The sequence below is a fragment of the Neisseria sp. P0008.S002 genome (genome assembly GCF_051962805.1).
Taxonomy (GTDB): domain Bacteria; phylum Pseudomonadota; class Gammaproteobacteria; order Burkholderiales; family Neisseriaceae; genus Neisseria; species Neisseria perflava.
This window is the reverse complement of sequence record NZ_JBQCUY010000010.1, coordinates 49,216-71,427: the sequence shown is the minus strand read 5'-3', so window position 1 is coordinate 71,427 and position 22,212 is coordinate 49,216. Positions and strand designations below refer to the sequence as shown.

The 22,212-nt window shown below is 48.5% G+C and carries 23 protein-coding genes, 2 tRNA genes and 1 riboswitch; of the genes, 16 read left to right on the top strand and 9 right to left on the bottom strand.

The genetic code is table 11. The annotated features are described in order from the left end of the window. From ACTHSA_RS10545 to ACTHSA_RS10510, 8 genes are all read left to right on the top strand, one after another. Complete coding sequence (locus ACTHSA_RS10545; protein WP_440367156.1) at nucleotides 1-897, top strand: tyrosine recombinase XerC; 897 nt, start codon at nucleotides 1-3, stop codon at nucleotides 895-897. 349 nt (nucleotides 898-1,246) lie between these two features. Beyond that, a complete protein-coding gene (locus tag ACTHSA_RS10540; RefSeq protein ID WP_049344498.1) occupies nucleotides 1,247-2,176 on the top strand; it encodes an energy transducer TonB in 930 nt (309 codons plus the stop codon). A gap of 102 nt (nucleotides 2,177-2,278) precedes the next feature. Continuing rightward, nucleotides 2,279-2,938: a MotA/TolQ/ExbB proton channel family protein gene (locus tag ACTHSA_RS10535; protein ID WP_049332314.1), complete on the top strand. Its 660-nt coding sequence runs from the start codon at nucleotides 2,279-2,281 to the stop codon at nucleotides 2,936-2,938. Nucleotides 2,939-2,941: 3 nt separating this feature from the next. Further along, nucleotides 2,942-3,379 (top strand): ExbD/TolR family protein, encoded by a 438-nt coding sequence (locus ACTHSA_RS10530; protein WP_049344497.1) that lies wholly within the window; start codon nucleotides 2,942-2,944, stop codon nucleotides 3,377-3,379. Between the two features lie 132 nt (nucleotides 3,380-3,511). Further along, complete coding sequence (locus tag ACTHSA_RS10525; RefSeq protein ID WP_440344885.1) at nucleotides 3,512-5,173, top strand: electron transfer flavoprotein-ubiquinone oxidoreductase; 1,662 nt, start codon at nucleotides 3,512-3,514, stop codon at nucleotides 5,171-5,173. Nucleotides 5,174-5,256: 83 nt separating this feature from the next. Further along, complete coding sequence (folP, locus tag ACTHSA_RS10520) at nucleotides 5,257-6,108, top strand: dihydropteroate synthase (protein ID WP_440344884.1); 852 nt, start codon at nucleotides 5,257-5,259, stop codon at nucleotides 6,106-6,108. Nucleotides 6,109-6,201: 93 nt separating this feature from the next. Beyond that, nucleotides 6,202-6,277: transfer RNA gene (locus tag ACTHSA_RS10515), tRNA-Ile, on the top strand. A gap of 568 nt (nucleotides 6,278-6,845) precedes the next feature. After that, nucleotides 6,846-7,187 carry a hypothetical protein gene (locus ACTHSA_RS10510; protein ID WP_003686448.1) on the top strand — a complete coding sequence of 114 codons (342 nt, stop codon included), beginning with the start codon at nucleotides 6,846-6,848 and terminating at the stop codon, nucleotides 7,185-7,187. A 733-nt stretch (nucleotides 7,188-7,920) separates the two neighbouring features. Here ACTHSA_RS10510 and ACTHSA_RS10505 read toward each other — a convergent pair. Continuing rightward, entirely contained in the window at nucleotides 7,921-8,379 is a 459-nt protein-coding gene (locus ACTHSA_RS10505) for an RrF2 family transcriptional regulator (protein WP_296186551.1), read from the bottom strand. A gap of 146 nt (nucleotides 8,380-8,525) precedes the next feature. Here ACTHSA_RS10505 and ACTHSA_RS10500 point away from each other — a divergent pair, with 146 nt between their 5' ends. Continuing rightward, on the top strand, nucleotides 8,526-8,906 hold the full coding sequence (locus tag ACTHSA_RS10500) for a hemerythrin domain-containing protein (RefSeq protein ID WP_107768750.1): 381 nt from the start codon (nucleotides 8,526-8,528) through the stop codon (nucleotides 8,904-8,906). A gap of 86 nt (nucleotides 8,907-8,992) precedes the next feature. Further along, nucleotides 8,993-10,150: an NnrS family protein gene (locus ACTHSA_RS10495; protein ID WP_049344489.1), complete on the top strand. Its 1,158-nt coding sequence runs from the start codon at nucleotides 8,993-8,995 to the stop codon at nucleotides 10,148-10,150. Between the two features lie 100 nt (nucleotides 10,151-10,250). On the opposite strand, the gene ACTHSA_RS10490 is transcribed toward ACTHSA_RS10495, so the two are convergent. The 3 genes from ACTHSA_RS10490 to ispB all read right to left on the bottom strand — a co-directional run bounded on the left by ACTHSA_RS10490 (nucleotide 10,251) and on the right by ispB (nucleotide 11,769). Continuing rightward, a tRNA-Arg gene (locus tag ACTHSA_RS10490) sits at nucleotides 10,251-10,325 on the bottom strand. Nucleotides 10,326-10,343: 18 nt separating this feature from the next. Then, on the bottom strand, nucleotides 10,344-10,790 hold the full coding sequence (locus ACTHSA_RS10485; RefSeq protein ID WP_004518807.1) for a DUF441 domain-containing protein: 447 nt from the start codon (nucleotides 10,788-10,790) through the stop codon (nucleotides 10,344-10,346). A gap of 4 nt (nucleotides 10,791-10,794) precedes the next feature. Next, nucleotides 10,795-11,769, bottom strand: a complete 975-nt coding sequence (gene ispB, locus ACTHSA_RS10480) for an octaprenyl diphosphate synthase (RefSeq protein WP_004518806.1) — start codon at nucleotides 11,767-11,769, stop codon at nucleotides 10,795-10,797. Nucleotides 11,770-12,032: 263 nt separating this feature from the next. Between ispB and rplU the strand changes: the two genes are divergently transcribed. From rplU to ubiM, 3 genes are all read left to right on the top strand, one after another. Continuing rightward, entirely contained in the window at nucleotides 12,033-12,341 is a 309-nt protein-coding gene (gene rplU, locus ACTHSA_RS10475) for a 50S ribosomal protein L21 (protein WP_100066624.1), read from the top strand. A 27-nt stretch (nucleotides 12,342-12,368) separates the two neighbouring features. Next, entirely contained in the window at nucleotides 12,369-12,641 is a 273-nt protein-coding gene (gene rpmA / locus ACTHSA_RS10470; protein ID WP_002212328.1) for a 50S ribosomal protein L27, read from the top strand. A 274-nt stretch (nucleotides 12,642-12,915) separates the two neighbouring features. Next, a complete protein-coding gene (gene ubiM / locus ACTHSA_RS10465; protein ID WP_070625052.1) occupies nucleotides 12,916-14,100 on the top strand; it encodes a 5-demethoxyubiquinol-8 5-hydroxylase UbiM in 1,185 nt (394 codons plus the stop codon). Nucleotides 14,101-14,168: 68 nt separating this feature from the next. Here ubiM and ACTHSA_RS10460 read toward each other — a convergent pair whose 3' ends face one another. Then, on the bottom strand, nucleotides 14,169-14,846 hold the full coding sequence (locus tag ACTHSA_RS10460) for a 7-cyano-7-deazaguanine/7-aminomethyl-7-deazaguanine transporter (RefSeq protein ID WP_070625051.1): 678 nt from the start codon (nucleotides 14,844-14,846) through the stop codon (nucleotides 14,169-14,171). A 100-nt stretch (nucleotides 14,847-14,946) separates the two neighbouring features. Next, entirely contained in the window at nucleotides 14,947-15,420 is a 474-nt protein-coding gene (queF, locus tag ACTHSA_RS10455) for a preQ(1) synthase (protein ID WP_003748427.1), read from the bottom strand. 3 nt (nucleotides 15,421-15,423) lie between these two features. Beyond that, nucleotides 15,424-15,468: riboswitch (PreQ1 riboswitch) on the bottom strand. A gap of 147 nt (nucleotides 15,469-15,615) precedes the next feature. Between queF and rfaQ the strand changes: the two genes are divergently transcribed. Then, nucleotides 15,616-16,698 carry a putative lipopolysaccharide heptosyltransferase III gene (gene rfaQ, locus ACTHSA_RS10450; protein WP_049337016.1) on the top strand — a complete coding sequence of 361 codons (1,083 nt, stop codon included), beginning with the start codon at nucleotides 15,616-15,618 and terminating at the stop codon, nucleotides 16,696-16,698. A 6-nt stretch (nucleotides 16,699-16,704) separates the two neighbouring features. On the opposite strand, the gene ACTHSA_RS10445 is transcribed toward rfaQ, so the two are convergent. Further along, nucleotides 16,705-17,685 carry a hypothetical protein gene (locus ACTHSA_RS10445; RefSeq protein ID WP_049337014.1) on the bottom strand — a complete coding sequence of 327 codons (981 nt, stop codon included), beginning with the start codon at nucleotides 17,683-17,685 and terminating at the stop codon, nucleotides 16,705-16,707. Nucleotides 17,686-18,047: 362 nt separating this feature from the next. Between ACTHSA_RS10445 and ACTHSA_RS10440 the strand changes: the two genes are divergently transcribed. Together ACTHSA_RS10440 and pncB are read left to right on the top strand one after the other, a co-directional pair. Beyond that, nucleotides 18,048-19,343, top strand: coding sequence for a M23 family metallopeptidase (locus ACTHSA_RS10440; protein ID WP_003748435.1), 1,296 nt, complete (start codon nucleotides 18,048-18,050; stop codon nucleotides 19,341-19,343). Between the two features lie 92 nt (nucleotides 19,344-19,435). Next, the gene (gene pncB, locus ACTHSA_RS10435; RefSeq protein ID WP_070625050.1) at nucleotides 19,436-20,656 is read left to right on the top strand and encodes a nicotinate phosphoribosyltransferase; all 1,221 of its coding nucleotides are present in this window, start codon (nucleotides 19,436-19,438) and stop codon (nucleotides 20,654-20,656) included. Nucleotides 20,657-20,695: 39 nt separating this feature from the next. Here the strand turns inward: pncB and mtgA are convergent, their stop codons facing one another. Together mtgA and aroE are read right to left on the bottom strand one after the other, a co-directional pair. Beyond that, the gene (mtgA, locus tag ACTHSA_RS10430) at nucleotides 20,696-21,397 is read right to left on the bottom strand and encodes a monofunctional biosynthetic peptidoglycan transglycosylase (RefSeq protein WP_003684244.1); all 702 of its coding nucleotides are present in this window, start codon (nucleotides 21,395-21,397) and stop codon (nucleotides 20,696-20,698) included. A gap of 2 nt (nucleotides 21,398-21,399) precedes the next feature. After that, nucleotides 21,400-22,209 carry a shikimate dehydrogenase gene (aroE, locus tag ACTHSA_RS10425; RefSeq protein WP_070625048.1) on the bottom strand — a complete coding sequence of 270 codons (810 nt, stop codon included), beginning with the start codon at nucleotides 22,207-22,209 and terminating at the stop codon, nucleotides 21,400-21,402. Nucleotides 22,210-22,212: the final 3 nt, after the last annotated feature.

The following is a 22,212-nucleotide window of genomic DNA, read 5'->3' as shown; positions in this document are numbered from 1 at the left end:
ATGGCGGAATCAAACAATTTTGCGCTTCATCTTGAGCGTTATCTGAAAACCTTGCTGCAACAAGGTAAGTCGGAGCATACCGTTTCCGCTTATCGGCGCGATTTGAGTGAATTGATGCGTCTGTTGCCCGATAATCTTGAAAACGGCCTGCCGAAGCGCCGTGATTTCGTGGCGGTATTGAAAAAACTGTCGCAAAAGGGCTTGAGCGAAAGCAGCTTGGCGCGGAAATTGTCGGTATGGCGGCAGTATTGCAGTTGGCTGGTGCAGATAGAAGTCATGGAAAGCGATCCGACATTTAATATGAAAGCGCCGCGCCTGCCAGAACGCCTGCCCAAAGCGCTGCCGCAAGAGCCTTTAAACCATATCCTTGACCATGCGCCGGTTGATGATGAGTTGGACGTGCGCGATAAGGCCATGTTTGAATTGATGTATGGCAGCGGTTTGCGCCTGAGCGAGATACAAGGTTTGAATCTGGACGGTATCGTCTTGGACGAAGGCTGGGTCAGTGTGAAGGGTAAAGGCGGCAAGCAACGGCAAGTGCCTTTAGTGGCTAAAAGCATTGCGGCATTGCGCGATTATTTGGCAGTGCGTATTGCCAAAGAGGGCGAGCAGGCCTTGTTTACCAATAAGAACGGCGGCAGGCTGGGGCAACGTCAAATCCAAAAACGCCTGCAGGCGTGGGCAGTGCGCGTGGGCAGTGCCAGCCATATCTCGCCGCACATGATGCGCCACAGCTATGCAACCCATCTTTTACAGGCATCGGGCGATATCCGTGCTGTGCAGGAATTGTTGGGGCACAGCAACCTTTCCGCTACGCAAGTTTATACCAAGCTGGATTTCGACCATTTAGCGCGCGTTTATGATGAGGCGCACCCAAGGGCGAAACGGAAAAAATGATTTTGTTTGAATCAGGCCGTCTGAAGAGCGCTTTCAGACGGCCTGATGTTTTATGGATAAAAATACAGATGATTTGAAACCATTTGAATTTTTATCGGTCTGATGAAGTTTCGATATTGGTTTAATGTGCGGATAGCATAAACGCCGGAAGAATAGGCTGTTTTGTCTTACCGCTTATCTTTTAAAACAACCTTTTGTTTGATAATATTAGTAATGAGAGCTAATATCATATTATGATATGCAGCCTTTAAAACAGCAGGTCTATAAACTTTCTCTATAAGCATTAATGCTTATTTTGACTGTAAAACGACTTGCAAACGGGAATTGTTGCTATTAACATAACGGAATTATGGATAAAAAACGAATTTTAACTCCAGCCGTCGTGACTTCCGTTGCGTTGATTCACGTCGGTTTGGTTGCACTTTTATGGCACGCGCACAAACCGCCTCCTGTCGAAATGGCGAATATTGAATTTGTCGATTTAGGTGATTTCGGCGGTGGTGACGGCAGCCCTGAAGGCGAAGGCGCACCTGCAGCCCCCGAGCCTACTCCAGAACAACCGAAACCCAAGCCGAAACCCAAACCTAAGCCTGTCGAACCGCCCAAACCTGTTATCAAACCTGTGGTAACGAAAAAAGAAAAAGCGGATATCGTGCAGCAAAAGGAAAAACCGAAACCTATCGAGAAACCTAAGCCCGAGCCTAAGCCGGAACCCAAACCTGAGCCGAAGCCCGAGCCAAAACCTGAACCAAAACCAGAGCCGAAGGCAGAACCTAAACCATCTCCTAAAGCATCTGAATACTCAGGCAGCAAAACCGGGCCGAACACTGCTGAAAACGGTAAAGGCAACGGCGAAGGCAAAGCCTTGAGTGGAGAAGGAAAAGGCAACGGCGGCGGTACGAAAGGTACAGGCAGCGGCCGTGGCGAAGGCGGCGGATCCGGTAGCGGCGGTGCGAAAGGCGAACATGGTTCCGGTACCGGTGGCGGAGGTGGTGGCAGCGGTACAGGTGCCGGCAGCAGTAAAGGCAATCCGGCAAAAGGAACCTGCCATATTCCGAGACCTCCGTATCCTTCACTGTCCACTGAAAATGGCGAAGAGGGCTTGGTTGTTTTGAAAGTCTTGGTTGGTCCCGGCGGTAAAGTGGATTCAATTAGTGTGAATAAATCAAGTGGTTATAGTCGTCTGGATAATGCAGCGCGTAAAGCCGTTAAAGATGGTAGCTGTCATGCAAGCGTTTGGACTGAATTTAAAGTACCTGTCAAATTCACGCTTGAATAAGTATCTAGGACTAAGCTGATTGATTGGAAAATATATGCTGTTGGGGAATATTTTTAAATGACCCGATAGAAATTTTAATTTTATTTTTAACTTGGAAAAATTATGGATTTAAGTTTAGTTTTCAAATCAGGTGATGTGGTACTGATTGGTGTATTTGTCCTGATGTTGTTGATGAGTGTGGTGACTTGGAGTGTCATTGTGATTCGCTGCATCAAATACCGCAAAGCGAAAAAAGGCAATGCTCAGGTAAAAGAGTTGATGTTGAATGCGTTTACGCTGGCTGATGCCGTACAAAAAGCCAAAGCGGTAGAAGCACCGATGAGCAATGTTGCCGATGAGTCTCTGCGCGCATACCAAAACTACCGTCAAACGACAAGCAAATCGCTGATTGACGAATTGCCTTTGAATGAATACTTGGTCGTTCACATCCGCAACAGCATGTCACAAACCATGCGTCAGTTCGACTATGGCATGACCGCGTTGGCCTCCATCGGCGCAACCGCTCCGTTTATCGGCCTGTTGGGTACTGTTTGGGGTATTTACCATGCCCTGATCGGCATCAGCGAAAGCGGTCAAATGAGCATTGCTGCGGTAGCCGGTCCGATTGGTGAGGCTTTGGTATCGACTGCCGTCGGCCTGTTTGTAGCGATTCCGGCTGTATTGGCATACAACTTCCTCAATCGCGGTACAAAAACCATCGCGCAAGATATGGACGCATTTGCACATGACCTGCATGTCCGCCTTCTGAATCAAAAGGATTAAATCATGGCTTTCGGATCAATGAATTCTGGCGATGATGCGCCGATGTCGGATATCAACGTTACACCTTTGGTGGACGTGATGCTGGTGTTGCTGATTGTATTTATGATTACCATGCCGGTGCTGACCCACTCGATTCCTTTGGAGTTGCCGACTGCTTCGGAAAAAGCGGCGAAAGAGGATAAGCAGCAGCCTAAAGATCCTTTGCGTTTGAGCATTGATGCCAATGGTGCTTATGTTGTTGGCGGAGATTCGGATAACAAAGTGGATTTGGCAACGGTAACTGCCAAGCTGAAAGAAGCCAAAGCGAAAAACGAAGATGTGATTGTGGCGATTGCGGCGGATAAAGCGGTTGAATACGATTATGTCAACCAAGCCCTGCAAGCGGCGCGCGAAGCCGGTATCAGCAAAATCGGTTTTGTAACGGAAACCAAAGCGCAGTAATCTTTTGAACACAGTAAAGGCCGTCTGAAATTTGAGTAAAGTTTCAGACGGCCTTTTGTTGTATTTGGTAACTATATGTCCAGGCTGTATAATTAGCGGATTAAATTGAATAATGACAATACAGGAACCACTATGACAGAAACCATCGAACGCGACAGTATGCAATACGATGTCGTGATTGTCGGCGCAGGCCCGTCGGGTTTGTCTGCCGCCATCAAACTCAAGCAGCTTGCCGAAAAGAATGGACGCGAAATCAGCGTTTGCGTGGTGGAGAAGGGTTCGGAGGCCGGTGCGCACTCGCTTGCAGGCGCCATCATCGATCCGATTTCTTTGAATGAGCTGATTCCTGATTGGAAAGAAAAAGGCGCGCCGCTGACGCGTACAGTGACGAAGGACAGGGTTTTGTTCCTGACCGAGAAAAAAGCCTTCAACCTGCCGGTTACCCCGAATTTCGACAACCATGCGAACTATATTGCCAGCTTGGGCGAAGTTGTCCGCTGGTTGGCGGAGCAGGCGGAAAGTTTAGGCGTGGAAATCTATCCGGGCTTTGCCGCCGCCGAAGTGCTGTATCACGAAGACGGTTCGGTCAAAGGCATTGCGACCGGCAATATGGGCGTGGGCAAAGACGGCGAACCGACCGATTCATTCCAGCCCGGCATGGAGCTTTGGGCGCAGCAAACCATATTTGCCGAAGGCTGTCGCGGTTCGCTTTCCAAGCAAATCATCGAGCGTTTCCAACTCGACCAAAACAGCGAGCCGCAAACTTACGGCTTGGGCATTAAAGAAATTTGGGAAGTGCCGTCTGAAAAACATCAGCCCGGTTTGGTCATGCACAGCGCAGGCTGGCCGCTAGACAGCAAAACCTACGGCGGCGCGTTTATTTACCATTTCGACGACAACAAAGTCGCTGTCGGTTTTGTGGTCGGTTTGGACTATCAAAACCCTTATCTGTCGCCGTTTGAAGAGTTTCAACGGTTCAAAACCCATCCCAAAATCCGCAAAACCTTTGAAGGCGGCCGCCGTATCGCGTATGGTGCGCGAACACTGATTGAAGGCGGTTTGCAAAGCCTGCCGAAACTCTCGTTCAGAGGCGGCGTTTTAATCGGCGATGCCGCAGGTTTCCTGAATATGCCGCGCATCAAAGGCATCCATACGGCCATGAAATCCGCCATGCTCGCCGCAGAAGCTGTGTTCCCTTTGTTGGAAAACCTCGAAGAAGTGGAAAGTTTCGACAGCGGCAAAGAGGCGGCTGATTATCAGCAACGTTTTGAACAAAGCTGGCTATATCAAGAGCTTTACGCTGCGCGCAATGTCCGTCCGTCATTTAAATGGGGTGTTTACCTCGGCTCAATCTATACCGGCATCGACCAAATGATTTTCAGAGGCAAAGCCCCGTGGACTTTGAAACATCACGGCAAAGACAACGAGCAGCTCAAAAAAGCCGCCGCGTGCAAGCCGATTGATTATCCGAAGCCCGACGGCGTTTTGACCTTCGACCGTTTGAGCAGCGTTTTCCTTGCCAACCTTGCGCACGAAGAAAACCAGCCCGACCATTTGGTGCTGAAAAATCCGCAAGTCATGATAGACGTAAACTACAAAGAATACGCCTCGCCCGAAACCCGCTATTGTCCGGCCGGCGTGTATGAAATCGTCGAAGAAAACGGCAGCCCGCGTCTGCAAATCAATGCCGCCAACTGCGTTCACTGCAAAACGTGCGACATCAAAGACCCGACGCAAAACATCACTTGGATTTGTCCCGAAGGCGCGAGTGGACCGAATTACGGCGGAATGTAATTGACTGTTTGAAGTCAAAATCTAAAGGCCGTCTGAAAAGTTTCAGACGGCCTCTATCCTATTATTTCATCAATGGAAGCATTATGAACACGCACATTTGGCAGGCAGGCCGATTTGAAATCGCCTTAGACAAACCCAAAATCATGGGCATCGTTAATCTGACCCCCGATTCATTTTCCGATGGCGGCACCTATTCGCAAAATGTCCAAATAGCATTGGCACATGCTGAGCAGCTGCTGAAAGACGGTGCGGATATTCTCGATATCGGCGGCGAATCTACCCGTCCAGGTTCGGACGATGTTTCTCTCGAAGAAGAATGGGCTAGGGTGCAGCCGGTTTTGGCGGAAGTCGCCAAGTGGAATGTTCCCGTCAGCTTGGACACGCGCCGCACGGTGATTATGGAAAAAGCCTTGGTGCAAGGCGGCGTCGATATTATCAACGATGTTGCCGCATTGAGTGATGAAGGTGCAGTCGCATTGCTGGCGCAACAGCCGAATACAGGCGTGTGTCTCATGCACATGCAGGGTTTGCCCAAAACCATGCAGCTGAATCCGCAATATCAAGATGTCGTCGAAGAAGTCGCGCGTTATTTGAAAGCACGTGCGGCAGAATGCGTTCAAGCAGGCATTGCCCCTGAACGCATCACGCTAGACCCCGGCTTCGGTTTCGGCAAAAACCTGCAACACAACATTACCCTGATACAACATTTGCCTGAGTTGATGGACGCAACCGGATTCCCCCTTCTGATCGGCGTATCGCGCAAACGTATGATTGGCGAACTGACAGGCGAACAAGATGCCGCCAAACGCGTACACGGCAGCGTCGCAGCCGCTTTGGCCACAGTGGCTAGAGGCGCGCAAATCATCCGTGTTCACGATGTCAAAGCAACATCGGACGCTTTGAAAGTTTGGGAAGCATTGGGCATATCGGCATAATACCCGAATAGAAAACCAACAGGCCGTCTGAAACATTGGCCCGGTATCTTGAACAAGCAACAAGTTATGCTATAATCCGCATCTACTCTTGACGGGTCTGTAGCTCAGGGGTTAGAGCAGGGGACTCATAATCCCTTGGTCGTGGGTTCGAAACCCACCGGACCCACCAAATATTAAAAATGCCCGAGGCTTTTGGCTTCGGGCATTTTTTATTCATTGTTTTTTTGATGGGGTTAAGATTCAAATTGATAAAGGTGAAGAGATAATTTACACTGCAAAATTAGGTTTAGGTAGTGGATTTTCGACAAATGGAACTATAGGGTGGCAATGGACAGCATTTAAGAAAAAAACACCAAATATAAGATTAAAAGCACCAATATCTAAGTTTAGTGCAAATGTAAGGAAAAATTAAATGATAGCATTAATACCTTATATATTTTTTGGTTTGATATTTTTGTATCTTGTTACTATAGTAACTAATTTTGTATTGGTCTATAAAATTCTAAAATCAGAAGGAATGACCTTAAGTTTTTTTGAGTATTTCATTACTGCTAGGTTTATGAGTTTTAAGTTTTTTAGGGTTTTATTTGGGTGGAAAAAATATCAAATAGATCTTATTTAAAGGCATTGAGAATAAATTGTATCTTTGCTACAATTATTTTTCTGTTAGAAGCTTATCATTATATTTTGTGATTTTGCTTCCTAAGCCCCATAACTACGACCCCAGGTAGAATACAATGAAGAATAATGTTAAAAATTGGACAACGAAAGAAGTCAAGCAATCATTAGATGAATTTAATGATGTTTTAATTAAAAATACTTTTCTTCTTCAGTATCTGAAAAAAGAGTTTTCAGCTTCAAGTGCTTATTGTTTGTCTATGCTGCCTGAAGAAGAAGATATATATGAAATATTGGTTAATGGGAATATTATTGTTGATTTAGAATTTAATAAACATACAAATGAAACAGTTGTTATTAATGTTACTGATGTTGATGAATACTTGAAAACTTTAACCAATGAGAGTGGTAGAGTATTTTTTACATTAGCAAAAGAAATCGGCAAACAGAAAAACATTTAACAAGAGCGAAATACAAATTAAAAACTCAATGGAGTGATGGCGTATTTAGGATAGATATGTTGAATGAAAAAAACAAATCTTTGTTTTTGGGGCTGACGTAGATTAGCAGTATGGAAATTTTTGTCGTGTAGGAATATGTCGCCCAGACTTGAAAGCAACGCTTCCATCAGGTAAAAGAGTGTATATTGAGTACGATCGAAGCACTTCATCGCGCGGAATACCACACGCAGATAGAATATTCAGCAATGATAAAAATGCTATTGTTATTTTAAGGACGTTAGATTGATTATGTAATTACTCTACGGTATTTGGCTTCATTACCATTGCCAGAAGGTTAATCTGTAGAAAAAGTGTAATCATTTTAATGGTTGATATTTTATAAACCAAAATAATACCGTCTGAGATTTCACAATCCAGACGGTATTTTATATTCTAAAGAAATATTTACAAGGTAAAACTCTATGGACTCATAATCAAAATTATGTTCATCATGGCTACGAAAGTTTTACTAACATTCCCAATTTTGTATTGGAAAAAGACCGTTACGTTGATTGGGAAGATACTTGGCGTACTTTTTGACTAGGGAATAAGTAAATGGAGAGCAGTTACTTTTTGCTTGCTCTGGTCGATATCTTTCTACTATTAATTTTTCCGAGTAATACTACATGCCCCTATATTGAGAGGCTGATGATTATTTCGATATAGCTTGACTGTTTTCAGACGGCCTGAAGATTTAATCAACCATTCTGCGTATTTCGTTGATGGGGATGCGCGGGGTATAGAGTATGTCGTAGGTTGGTTTGTCCAAAAGATCTTGCAGGGAGTATTGATCTAAATGGTTGAAGAAGGCTTTGATGGCGCCGGTAATGATGCCGGTCAGTCGGCAGGAGGGGGTGATAAGGCATTCGTTGTTATCGCCCATGCATTCGACAACTTGCATCGGCTCAAGATGGCGCACCACTGCACCGATATTGATGTTTTCAGGATTGTCTGCCAAGCGCAAACCGCCGCCTTTGCCGCGCACGCTGACCAGAAAACCGCCTTTGACTAATGAGGTAACCACTTTCATCAAATGGCTTTTGGAAATATTGTAAGTCTCGGCAATGGTGCTGATATTGACGAGGGTGTCATCATTGATGGCGGTATAAACCAATACGCGCAATCCGTAATCGGTATGTTGGGTCAGATACATGGCTGGCTCTTTAGATATTTTTATTATATGTCAAAAGCGTAGTACTTGGAGAGGGGCTGTTTGACTTTATGTGGGATTGGGTTTCATAATATCTGAAACATTTGAATTAATCCAGTTTGACAGACTGTTGCTATTATAACGAACTTATGAAACCCTTGAAACGCCACCCTGCCTTAATAGAACTTTCCCGTGAGCATCATGGCTCGCTGTCGTTGTGTGTCCGCCTCCTGCGTACGCCGGAGCAAAGCCATCAAGCGGAGCTGGATCCTCATTTTGTGGAACTTGAGCCACATTTTTTGGAGGAGGAAACCATGTTTGCGCCGTATTGGGATAAGGTTGATCCGGCGTTGAGGCAGCGTTTTGAATGCGATCATGCCAAGTTGCGTGCGATGATGGCTCATCCTGAATATATGAATGAATCATGGAATAAGGAGTTTGCTGTCACTTTGCGCGATCATGCGCGCTTTGAGGAGCGCGAGCTTTTCCCTGCGATTGAACCTTTTTTGCCTTTGCCTGAGAATGTGTAACAGGAAAGGGAATTGATGGCCGTCTGAAAAGTTTCAGACGGCCTCTGTTGCTGTTTTATGATGATATAAAAATTGAAGGAACCACCATGACCGATTTGTTCAAACACCCGGTTTGGGCAATGGCCTTCCGCCCGTTTTATTCGTTGGCGGCTTTGTATGGCGCATTGTCTATACTGCTTTGGGGCTTCGGCTTTCAGGGTACGCCTGAGTTGCCGGGTTTTTATTGGCATGCCCATGAAATGATTTGGGGCTATGCCGGATTGGTTGTCATTGCATTTTTATTGACGGCCGTGGCGACTTGGACAGGCCAGCCGCCGACACGCGGTAAGGCTTTGGCCGGTTTGACCGCATTTTGGCTGTTGGCCCGCATTTGTATGTTTATTCCTGGTTGGGGGGTAACGGCAAGCGGCATATTCGGTACGATCTTTTTCTGGTATGGCGCGGTATGCATGGCTTTGCCGGTAATTCGTTCTCAAAACAAGCGCAACTATGTTGCCGTGTTCGCTATTTTTGTTTTGGGCGGCACCCATTTCGCCTTCCATCTGAAAGTGCAGCCGTTTGATGCCATTGCGCTGATGACCGGTTTGCAATCCGGTTTGATTATGGTGGCCGGTTTTATTGGTTTGATCGGTATGCGGATTATCTCGTTCTTTACGTCCAAACGCCTGAACGTGCCGCAAATCCCCAGCCCTCAATGGGTGGCGCATGCTTCACTTTGGCTGCCTATGCTGACCGCCATGCTGATGGCGCATAACATTTTGCCGGGACTGGCCGCGTTGTTTGCGTTGGCTGCCGGTGTGATTTTTACCGTGCAGGTGTACCGCTGGTGGTATAAAGCCGTGCTGAAAGAGCCTATGCTTTGGATTTTGTTTGCCGGCTATCTGTTTACTGGCTTGGGCTTGATTGCGGTCGGTCTTTCTTATTGGATTCCAAGTTTCCTGAATTTGGGTGTGCACCTTATCGGCGTTGGCGGTATCGGCGTGCTGACTTTGGGCATGATGGCGCGAACTGCGCTTGGCCATACCGGCAACTCCATTTATCCGCCGCCTAAAGTGGTTCCTGTCGCCTTTTGGCTGATGATTGCCGCAACGGTTGTCCGTGTTTTGGCTACCTTTGTGAGCGGTACGGCATACACGCACAGTATTCGTTGCTCCGCCGCTTTGTTTGCCGCCTCTTTGCTGTTGTACGCATGGAAATATATTCCTTGGCTGATCCGTCCGCGTTCGGATGGTCGTCCGGGTTAACGGTTTGGCGAAATGAGAAGGCCGTCTGAAAAGTTTCAGACGGCCTTTATTGTTGATAATAAAAAAGCCTTTCAAAGTATGAAGGCTTTTCTTGAAACTGTGGCCTCGCCAACAGGAATCGAACCTGTATTTTACGCTTAGGAGGCATACGTTCTATCCGTTGAACTATGGCGAGGCGGTAAAGGAGGGGATTTTAAACCTTTCCAGCAAAAAAAGACAATAAGCCGGCGGCAATCAAAGGGCCGACCGGAATGCCGCCGACAAAGGCAACGCCGATGACCGTGCCGATTAATAATCCGGTTACCAAAACAGGCTGTTCGCTCATCAATGGAACGCCGCGTCCGGCAAGCCAGGCAACCAAAATGCCGATAAGGACGGCAGCAATCATTTTGAAATTGATAAACTCGGAAACCGGCGGAATCTGGATTTTACCGGAAACCAACGGACTCAATACGCCGATGGTCAGCAGGATGATGCCCAGATGCAAACCGTGTTTTTCCACCAAGGGAAGATATTGCGACAAGGCCGTCTGCTGCATGAGCAGCAATACCGCCGCCGAAATCGTAATCGAGTTGTTGTTGCTGACGACGCCCAAAAAAATCAGCGTAACCAGAAACAAAGGGACAAAGCTGAAATTCATCGGATTAAGATACTCGGGCTAAAGATTCTTTTGCCAGTTGGATCATGGCTTCTTTGACTTCGCTGTCAGGCAACACGTCCAATGAAGCGATGGCTTTGTCAACGGCTTTTTTCGCTTCAGAAATCGAATACGGCAAAGCGTCGGAGTTGACGACATAGTCGTGGATTTTTTCAAAATAGCTGCGGTCGGCATTTTCCAAAGCATAGCGCACATCGTTGGCGGCCTGCTCGGAGCCGTTTCGCATCAGGTAAATCAATGGCAGGGTAGGTTTGCCTTCTGCCAAATCGTCGCCGACGTTTTTGCCGATTTCTTCGGTTTCGCCTGAATAGTCCAAAACATCGTCAATGATTTGGAAAGCCGTACCGACGTACATGCCGTAGTCTTTCAAGGCTTGCTCGTGTTCGGGGGAAGCCTTGCCCAAAATTGCGCCGACTTGCGCGGCCGCTTCAAACAATTTTGCTGTTTTGTATTGGATAACTTGGACGTATTGCTCTTCGGTAATATCCGTATTGCCGATGTTCATCAGCTGCATGACTTCGCCTTCGGCGATGATGTTGGTCGCATCGGCCATCACTTCCAATATACGCATACTGCCTGAACCGACCATCAGTTGGAAGGCGCGTGTATAGAGGAAGTCGCCGACCAAAACGGCCGCTGCGTTGCCGAAGAGATTGTTTGCGGTTTTACGGCCGCGGCGCAATTCACTTTCGTCAACGACATCGTCGTGCAGGAGGGTGGAGGTGTGGATGAATTCCACCATCGCTGCCAGCGAATACAGCTTTTCATCGTCATGCCCGACTGCTTTGCCTGCCAAAATGGTAATAATCGGACGCAGTCGCTTACCGCCCGCGCTGATGATGTATGTGCCAATTTGCGAAATCAGCGCGACATCGGATTGAACAGCTTGGTTGATGACCGCGTTCACTTTGGCAAGGTCATCGGGCAGGTGGCGTTGGAAGTAAGGCAGGTTTTCGAGCATAAAACATTCTCTGTTGATAAAACGGAGCGGAGGCTCCAATGAATCTGTTTAAACCCGTACATTCGGTCGGGGTAATAACGTTGCATAAAGATATCAGCAATCCAGCGCGTGATTATATCAGTTAAAAAGCATGCAACATATCTTTCAGACGGCCTTTTCAGTTGTAAATAAAATAAATTTTGACAAAATAGGCAAATAGAAATAGAATAGCTCGTTTCGCACATGGTGTGCGGAATGTTAACCTAATTCTCATGGAGTTGAGTATGTACGCGGTCATAAAAACCGGCGGTAAACAATACAAAGTTTCCGTTGGCGAAAAATTGAAAGTAGAACAGATACCAGCCGAACTCGACAGCCAAATCGAACTGACTGAAGTTTTGATGATTGCTGACGGCGAATCTGTAAAAGTAGGCGCACCTTTTATCGAAGGCGCAAAAGTAACAGCCAAAGTCGTTGCTCATGGTCGTGGCGAGAAAGTACGCATTTTCAAAATGCGTCGTCGCAAACACTACCAAAAACGCCAAGGCCATCGCCAAAATTTCACCCAAATCGAAATCGTGGCAATCGCCTAATTTCAAGTAAGTTCAGGAGTATTACAAATGGCAAGTAAAAAAGCAGGCGGTAGCACCCGCAACGGTCGCGATTCAGAAGCCAAACGCTTGGGCGTTAAAGCCTACGGCAACGAGCTGATCCCGGCAGGCTCCATCATCGTTCGTCAACGCGGTACTAAATTCCACGCAGGTGACAACGTAGGCATGGGCAAAGACCACACTTTGTTTGCTAAAGTCGACGGTTACGTTGAATTCAAAACCAAAGGCGCGCTGAACCGTAAAACTGTCAGCATCCGTCCTTACACCGGTTCTGAAGAATAATCGTTTTACGATTGAAAGCCGCATTCCCTTTTCGGAATGCGGTTTTTGTTTATCTGAATGTTTGTCCGTTTGATAAAATCCGTATGTCGTGAAGCTTGATTTATATTAAGGCCAAAGTAAAAACGCGCTTACAATTGATAACATTTGTTTTATTCTATCAATGCTTTCTATATAATCTATCAAATGCCTTTGATTTACCCTCATGTAGCTAAACACAGTAAACTTAAGGCCGTCTGAAAAAATCCGTATCAGTTGAATACAAGGAATTCCTCCCATGAGCTTACACAGTGATATTCTCGTCGTCGGCGCAGGCCCTGCCGGATTAAGTTTTGCCGCAGAGTTGGCCGGAAGCGGTTTGAACATAACCCTGATTGAAAGAAGTCCTTTAGAAGTGTTGCAAAATCCGCCGTATGACGGCCGTGAAATCGCACTGACGCACTTGTCGCGCGAAATCATGCAGCGATTGGGTATGTGGGATTTGATTCCAAAAGACGAAATTTATCCTTTGCGCGATGCCAAAGTGTTGAACGGTCATTCCGATTACCAGCTCCACTTCCCGCAACCGACAGAGGCACGCGGTGAGCCTGCGGACTGCTTGGGCTATTTGATTTCCAATCACAACATCCGTAAAGCCGCTTATGAAGTCGTGTCCAAATTGGATAACGTCAAAATCTTGACCGGCACCAATGTTAAAGAAGTTAAAACTTCCGACAATGAGGCGCAAGTTATTTTGGAAAGCGGCGAAGTATTGACCGGCCGTCTGTTGTTGGCCGCCGATAGCCGCTTCTCGCAAACGCGCCGTCAATTGGGCATTTCTTCCGATATGCACGATTACAGCCGCACTATGTTTGTGTGCCGCATGAAGCATACTTTGTCTAATCTGCATACCGCATATGAATGCTTCCACTACGGCCGTACCATTGCGTTGCTGCCTTTGGAAGAGCATTTAACCAATACGGTGATTACGGTGGACAGCGATAAAGCCGAGACGATTAAAAACATGTCGCCGGAAGAATTGGCAGCCAGCGTGAAAGAGCAACTCAAAGGCCGTTTGGGCGATATGGAATTGGCCAGCACCATTCACAATTATCCTTTGGTCGGCATGATTGCCCAACGTTTCTATGGCAAACGCAGTGCGTTGATCGGCGATGCTGCGGTCGGTATGCATCCGGTTACTGCGCACGGCTTCAACTTGGGCTTGGCAAGTGCCGATCTTTTGGCTAAATTGGTTCTCGAAGCAGAGCAACGCGGTCAGGATATTGGTGCGAAGAGCCTGCTGGAAAAATACAGCACCAAGCATATGCTCCACGCCCATCCGATTTACCACGGCACCAATATGCTGCTGAAACTCTTTACCAATGAAACTGCTCCGGCGAAACTGCTGCGCGGTTTGGTATTGCGTGCAAGCAATAACTTCCCGCCGCTGAAAAAACTGATTACCAAACAATTGACCGGTTAATCATTTGAAAACATAAAAGGCCGTCTGAACGATTACAGTTTCAGACGGCCTTGTTTTTTATCTATTGCTTATTCGGCTAAAACCGATTCGGGCATTTCTTGACGGACGTTTAAGGAAGTCAGTTTTTTGGTCAAGATGCTCAATACGATGCCGTAGGCGGGCAGGAAGAAGAGGGTGCAGATGGCAAGTTTGAACAGATAATCGACAAATGCGATGCCCTGCCAATTTGCCGCCATAAATTCATCGTTGCTCGCATAAAAGGCAACGGCGAAAAACACCAGCGTGTCCAAAGCGTTGCCGACCACGGTGGAAGCAGTAGGGGCAGCCCACCATGATTTCAGACGGCGTAATCTGTTGAACACGAAAATATCGAGGATTTGCCCGAGCGCATAGGCGGAAAAGCTGGCCAATGCGATGCGGCCGACGAAGGTGTTAAATTCGGCCAAAGATGCCCAGCCTGTCCAGTTGCCGTCATGAAAGAGGACGGAGAAGACGTAAGAGAGCAGAAGGGCGGGGAACATCACCCAAAAAATAATCCGTCTCGCCAACGGCGCGCCGAAAATGCGCACGGTCAGGTCGGTAGCGAGGAAGATAAAGGGGAAGGAAAATGCGCCCCAAGTGGTAAGAATACCGAAAATCTGAAAGGGGAACTGCACCAGATAGTTGCTGGCGGCAATAATAAAAATATGGAAAAGCACCAGCCAGAAGAGCGCTTTCTTCTGCTGTGCGGCAGTAAATTCGTACATGGAAATCTTTCGGAAGTTTTTCAGACGGCATGAAGCCTTGCAAGACTGTGCAATAAATGAAGTCTTGCAATGAAAAGGGCGTTAGGCCGTCTGAATAGGATTATTGTGCATCGTGCTCAAACAGGCGTTTGCGTGCCAAAGCTTCAAACTCTGTGCCTGCTTTGCCGTAGTTGGCAAACGGATGAATGGCGATGCCGCCGCGCGGTGTGAATTCGCCGAATACTTCGATGTATTTCGGATCCATCAGGGCGATGAGGTCTTTCATGATGATGTTGACGCAGTCTTCATGGAAGTCGCCGTGGTTGCGGAAGCTGAAGAGATAGAGTTTCAGTGATTTGCTTTCCACCATTTTGATATGGGGGATGTAGCGGATGTAGATGGTGGCAAAGTCGGGCTGGCCAGTCATCGGGCAGAGGCTGGTGAACTCGGGGCAGACGAATTTGACGAAATAGTCGTTGTCTGGATGTTTGTTGTCGAACGCTTCCAAAATTTCAGGCGCGTATTCGCTTGGGTATTGGGTTTTCTGGTTGCCCAAAAGGGAGATGCCTTGCAGCTCTTCGTTGTTGCGGGACATGAGGTTTCCTTAGTTTTTTAATGTGGGAGGTTTTCGAACCACGGGGTGCGGATTGTAATATAAATTGCATGACTTGTGCGGATTTTATAGCGATGAATCAGCAGGATAGCTTTCAGACGGCCTGTTTTGTATTTTATGAAACCTGTTTTCCGCTTTACAATAGCAGCCAATCAACAGGCCGTCTGAAAGTTTTGTATGTCTTTAGCCCAACCCAAACGTATTCTGATCATCAAATTGCGCCATCATGGCGATGTGCTTTTGAGCACGCCGGTGGTCGATGCGCTGAAAACCCGTTTCCCCGATTGCGAAATCGATATGCTGGTGTATGCCGGTACGGAGCAGCTGATTGCTGATAATCCGCAGATTGCGCAGATTTTGACCATTGATCGAAATTGGAAGAAGCTAGGCGTATTCAAGCAGTTGGCGTGTGAGAAAAACCTTTTGTCTAAGCTGAAGGCGCGCGATTACGACTGGGCTTTCAACCTGTCCGACCAATGGCGCGCGGCAATAATCGCCAAACTGTGCGCCCGTTGCAGTGTGGGTTTTGACTGCATCAAGCGCGACGGTTTTTGGTGGCGTTTCTGTCATGATTTTATCAACCATGAGCTTGATCCCAGCCATCATATCGTTGAAAACCAATTGAATATCCTTGCGCCGCTTATCCAGCCTGAAGACGTCGCCGATGCGAAGGTACGCCTTTGGGTAGCACAAGATGCAAGGGAAAGCATGCAGCAGAAATTGCGTGAGCAGGGGTGGAGCGGTGAAGATTATGTGTTACTGCACCCGGGTGCGCGTTGGCATTTCAAATGTTGGGAAGACGGCAAAAACGCCGCCATCGTACAACTTCTGCTCAACAGCGGACAGAATGTCGTATTGACTGCTTCTCCCGACACTGTCGAACAATACATGCTTCAGGAAATTATAGGCCGTCTGAATATTCCGGAAGGCAGAAAAGTATATGTGTTGTCCGGATGTTTGAGCCTGCGTGAATTGGCGGCGGCCATTGAGGGCGCCAAGCTGTTTGTCGGTGTCGATTCCGCACCGATGCACATCGCTGCAGCTTTGGATAAACCGCAAATCGCTTTGTTTGGCGCATCATGGGTGGATAAATGGCGTCCGTATTCCGAGCAGGCCGAAGTCATTTATGCCGGCGATTATGCCGAACTGCCTCACCCCGACAGTATCGATACCAACGATCCGACACGTTTGTTGAAAGCGATTCCTTTGCAGGATGTGTGGGATAGAATTTCTGCCAAATTGGAGGCGTTGGAGGCTTAAAACCGCTTACCACGATCCGTTAAACGTTTTAGCTTTGCGCCAAAATGCCCATTTGGAACGGCGGCCGATTTCCAGCGTGCCGCCGTTTTCGCCGTCTGTGGTAATGCATACAGTTTTCAGACGGCCTGAGGCGAGTGCGTCCCATAAAGGCGAAAACCAACGGGTTTCCCAGCTTTCCAAAATATCTTTGTATGCCCAAACATCGCCTGTCTGTAAGGTGGAAACCAAGTCGTCCAAAAAGATAAGGCCGTCTGAAACTGTGCTGCCTGTTTCTTGAACCATCTCAAACCAAGCCTTCAAATCATACGGCGCATCGAGTTTGGGCGTATCTAAAAAACGCGCCCATGCGCTGTCTGAGGCGACAATATCCGCAGACTGTGTGCCGTTCGCATCGTTCCACAGCCACAAACCGTTGATTTCCGGCAATCCTTGTTGTTCACGCGCTTGGTTAATCGGATGCGAGTGGAGAAACATTTGGATTTCCGTCTGCACGGCCAACCAAGACACCGCATCTTTGCCGTGCGCCTGACCGTCCATTTCCGGCTGCCCGCACACATCCAAAACACATTCCGCCCCCCAATCTTCTATCGTCGGCATACTGAGCAGCCACATGCTTTCGCAAAGCGGCTCGAATTGCCAATCTTTATCTTGATAAAACGCCGACAAGTCCGCACATAACCGTTGCGCCTCCTCTTTTTGGATGCCGATAAACTCGCCACTGATAATGTTGACATGGTGCATGCCCATCTGTTGCCAAACCGGAGAGGCAAAAGCGGCTGTGCGTTTTTGGCTTGTGTGGCGTAAACGTTGCACTTGGGCAATGAGGCTGCCGCCCCACAAATGGCGTCCGTAAAATTCAGACGGCCTGAGTGTTTCTTTGCGTAATGTGCCGTAACGCAAAAGACGGTTAAAAGCAGGTAAGGCAAGCTCAGGGACGGATTCGTCGGCAAAGCGGTTGAGTGAGGGGAGGGCGAGGGTCAGCTTCATAAGCGCAAATAGATAGAAAAACCGTTATTTTACGCGACAAATGATGCGTTTCGGAACCTTGCCCTCACGTACTCAAAAAGAGCCGTTCAGACGGCCGGTTTGGAAAAAACGGGCTGCCATGCTAAAATGCGTGGCGTAAATTTCAGAAAAACAGGGTGTAAATCAACACAATAGCCCTGATAATAACGTCAATCTCAAACACGACCTCATTCATTCCGAATGAAAACCTGATTTTCAGATCGGAAAAAAGACTCAAAGTCCTTTATCCCCAAAACTGTTTAAACCAGCAGGCGGTCGCAGCAGGCCGGATGTGCCGGCATTCTGCAAACCTCAAAAACAGACCGCCCCATTAAGGATAACGCGTGATTAAAAACAAATATTCCACTCGATTCAAAGCAACCCTCTTAGCGTTTCTGCTGCCGGCTTCAGGCATCATGACCGCATACGCCATTACCGACCCTCAACCTGCACAAACCGATTTTAAAGTCGAGCGTATTTCCGAAGAGCTGCCTGCCGTTTATGTGGAAACCAATACCTATCAATCCAGCTATTGGGCGCAAGAAGCCGTCCAAGCCGGCGACTCTTTGGCAGACGTTTTGACACGTATGGGTGTCAACCAAGAAGACATCAAGCAAATCATGGCGAAAAACAATGCCAACCTCGACATGAAAAACCTGCGGACCAACCAATCCGTCAACATCCGCATCGATTCTTCAGGCCAAGTGACCGACGTTCAATTCTTTACTGATGAAGAATTGGAACGCAACTTGGTGGCTTTGGAAAAAGTCAAAGGTAAATGGCGCATCTCCAATGCCGAAATCGACATGAAAACCATGCCGACCCTGCGTTCTGTGCAAATCCGCACTTCCGCCATCGGCGATATGCTCCGTGCCGAAATCCCTTCCGAAGTGTATATCCAGCTCAAAGAAATCTTTGCCGACTCGTTTAATATGAGCGATTTGAAAGAAGGCGATACCGTGCGTCTTTTGTACAACAGCATGTATTTCCGCGGCCAACAAATGGCGGTCGGCGATATTTTGGCGGCTGAAGTGGTTAAAGACGGCAAAACCTACCAAGCCTATTATTACAGCCAAGGCAAAGGCGACGAAGAAAGCGGCAGCTACTACGACCAAAACGGTAAGTCCCTGCAACAAAAAGAAGGCTTTAATACCGAGCCTGTTGCATACACGCGCATTTCTTCCCCGTTTGGCTACCGTGTCCATCCGGTTTTGCATACCGTTCGTATGCACACCGGTATCGACTATGCCGCGCCGACCGGTACGCCTATTAAGGCTGCTGCCGACGGCGAAGTGATTTTCAAAGGTTGGAAAGGCGGCTACGGCAATACCGTGATGATCCGACATGCCAACGGTGTGGAAACCCTGTACGGCCACATGAGCGCGTTCAGCCCTGCCGACGGCAGAGTCCGCGCCGGCGAAGTGATTGGTTTTGTCGGTACAACCGGCCGTTCGACCGGCCCGCACCTGCACTACGAAGCACGCGTCAACGGCCAGCCGGTCAACCCGACTACCGTCGCCCTGCCGACGCCGAAATTGACCCCGACCAATATGGCCGCGTTCCGCAAACAGCAAAAAGATGCCAGCACGATGTTGTCTACCATCCGCTCTTTGCCGGTTTCCGTAGCGCAGCTGGATTAATAAGATAAAGGCCGTCTGAATAAGGTTTCTTTCAGACGGCCTTTCCCATTAAAATCGATACCTCAACGCCCACGTTTACTCAGAGAAAACTTATGTCTGCTTATCAGCCCATTATCCAATCCCTGCTTGATACCGACCTGTACAAATTCACCATGCTGCAAGTCGTGTTGCACCAATTCCCGCAAACCCACAGCCTCTACGAATTCCGCTGCCGCAACAAAGAGATGGTGTATCCGCTGGCCGATATTCAAGAAGACTTGGAACGCGAGCTCAACGCCCTGTGCCAGCTGCGCTTTACCCATGACGAACTCGACTATCTGCGCAGCCTGCGTTTTATCAAAAGCGATTTTGTCGATTATCTCGAACTTTTTCAACTCCAACGCCGCTTCGTCCAAGTCAGCCCTGATGATCAAGGCCGTCTGAACATCCGCATCGAAGGCCCGATGATACAGGCGATGTTCTTCGAGATTTTCATTCTTGCCATCGTCAACGAACTCTATTTCCGCCGCTTGGAAACGCCTGCCGTCATCGAAGAGGGTGAGCGCCGTCTGCAGGCCAAAGCGCAACAGCTGAAAGAAATTGCGGCCACTCAAAATCCGAATGATCCGCCGTTCCTGATTTCCGATTTCGGCACACGCCGCCGCTACACCCTTGCATGGCAGGAACACGTTATCCGCACCTTGCTGGAAGCTGCTCCCGATATCGTGCGCGGTACCAGCAACGTTTATCTGGCCAAAAAACTCGGCATCACACCCATCGGTACCATGGCGCATGAGTTCCTCCAAGCCTTCCAAGCCTTGGACGTACGTTTGCGCAACTTTCAAAAAGCCGCGCTGGAAAGCTGGGTACACGAATACCGCGGCGACCTCGGCATCGCCCTGACCGACGTAGTCGGCATGGATGCCTTCTTGCGTGACTTCGACCTGTACTTCGCCAAACTCTTCGACGGCCTGCGCCACGACAGCGGCGATCCTTATGTTTGGGGCGACAAAGCCTACGAGCATTACAAAAAACTCAAAATCGACAGCCGCACCAAAATGCTGACCTTTTCAGACGGCCTCGATATTGAGCGTTCATGGGCGTTGCACCAATACTTCAAAGACCGTTTCAAAACCAGTTTCGGTATCGGTACCAACCTGACCAACGACTTGGGACACACGCCTTTGAACATTGTCTTGAAGCTCGTCGAGTGTAACGGACAATCCGTCGCCAAGCTCTCCGACTCCCCGGGCAAAACCATGACCACCAACAACACCTTCCTTGCTTACCTGCGCCAAGTGTTTGACGTACCGGAGCCGGAAGAGAAAGCCTAAAAACAAAGGCCGTCTGAAATGTTCAGACGGCCTTTTTAATTAATCCATATCGCTTTCGGGCAATTCTGCCGAACCCATCCGGCGTAAGATGATATTGGTTTTGTTGTGCATCCGTTTGCTCTTAGGGTGGTCTGCGTAAAACAGCGGAGCCGGAACGCGCGCCGTGAGTTTGGCGGCTTGTTGGCGGGTGAGGGCGGAGGCAGGTTTCTTGTAGAAATACTGGGACGCAGCTTCCGCGCCGAATACGCCGTAGTGCCATTCGATTGAGTTCAGATACAGCTCAAAAATGCGGTCTTTGTCGGTAACGGCTTCCATCATCGCGGTAATTGCCGCTTCTTCGCCTTTGCGGATGTAGCTGCGGCTTTCGTTGAGAAACAGGTTTTTTGCCAGTTGCTGGCTGATGGTCGAACCGCCGGCTTTGACTTCGCCGCTTTGCTTATTGCGTTTCATGGCGTATTTGATGCCGTTCCAGTCAAAGCCGCTGTGTTCGGCAAAGTTAGCGTCTTCGGAAGCAATCAGGGCTTTTTTGAGGTTGACGGAGATTTGGTCGTAAGGCACCCAGCGGTAATCCAGCTCGACATCGCGGCCTTCTTTTGCAAACTGGCTCATGCGCATGGACATGAAGGCGGTTTTGCTGGGCGCGACGGCGCGGTAGGTAATGATGTTGCCGTACACATAAGCGTTGAAGAAGATGAAGATGCCGATGGGCAGGGCAATCAGCCATTTGATGATGCGGAACATGGTTACAGGGCTTTCATGTATTCGATAACAGGGCGGATATCGGGCGTAAATCCGCGCCAAATATGGTAAGAGGCGGCAGCCTGACCGACCAGCATGCCCAGGCCGTCTGAAACTTCGGCCGCGCCGTTGTTTTGGGCAAAGTTCAAAAACGCCTGCGCCGCGTCGCCGTAAACCATATCGTAGGCAAGGCGGCAGTTGCGGAAAATTTCAGGGCTGACGGCAGGAAGCTGACCGCTCAAGCCGCCGGACGTGCCGTTGATGATGATATCAAAACCGCCGTTCAAATCTGCTATCGAGACGGCTTCAATACCGAAAAGCTGCGCCAATTCCTCGGCTTTGGCATGAGTACGGTTGGCAATAACGATACGGGCAGGGCGGTGTTCTTTCAAAACCGGAATCACGCCGCGCACGGCGCCGCCTGCACCCAAAAGCAAAATGGTTTTGTCTTCGATGGCAATGTTTTTGACCTGCGTGATGTCGTTGGCCAAACCAATACCATCGGTATTGTCGCCACGTATTCTGCCGTCTTCCAACCACACCAGCGTATTGACCGCGCCGGCAGCCAAGGCGCGGTCGGAATGTTCGTCTGCCAGCGCAAAAGCTTCCTGCTTGAACGGAACAGTTATATTCGCACCTTGCCCGCCCTCGGCACGAAACGCCGCAACAGCCTCGGCAAAACCGCCGATTTCGGCACAAATGCGCCCATATTCAATGGCCGCGCCTTCCTGCAGCGCAAATTGCTGATGGATTTGCGGCGATTTACTGTGTGCAACGGGATTGCCGAAAACGGCGTAACGCGGAGTGTTGTTCATAAA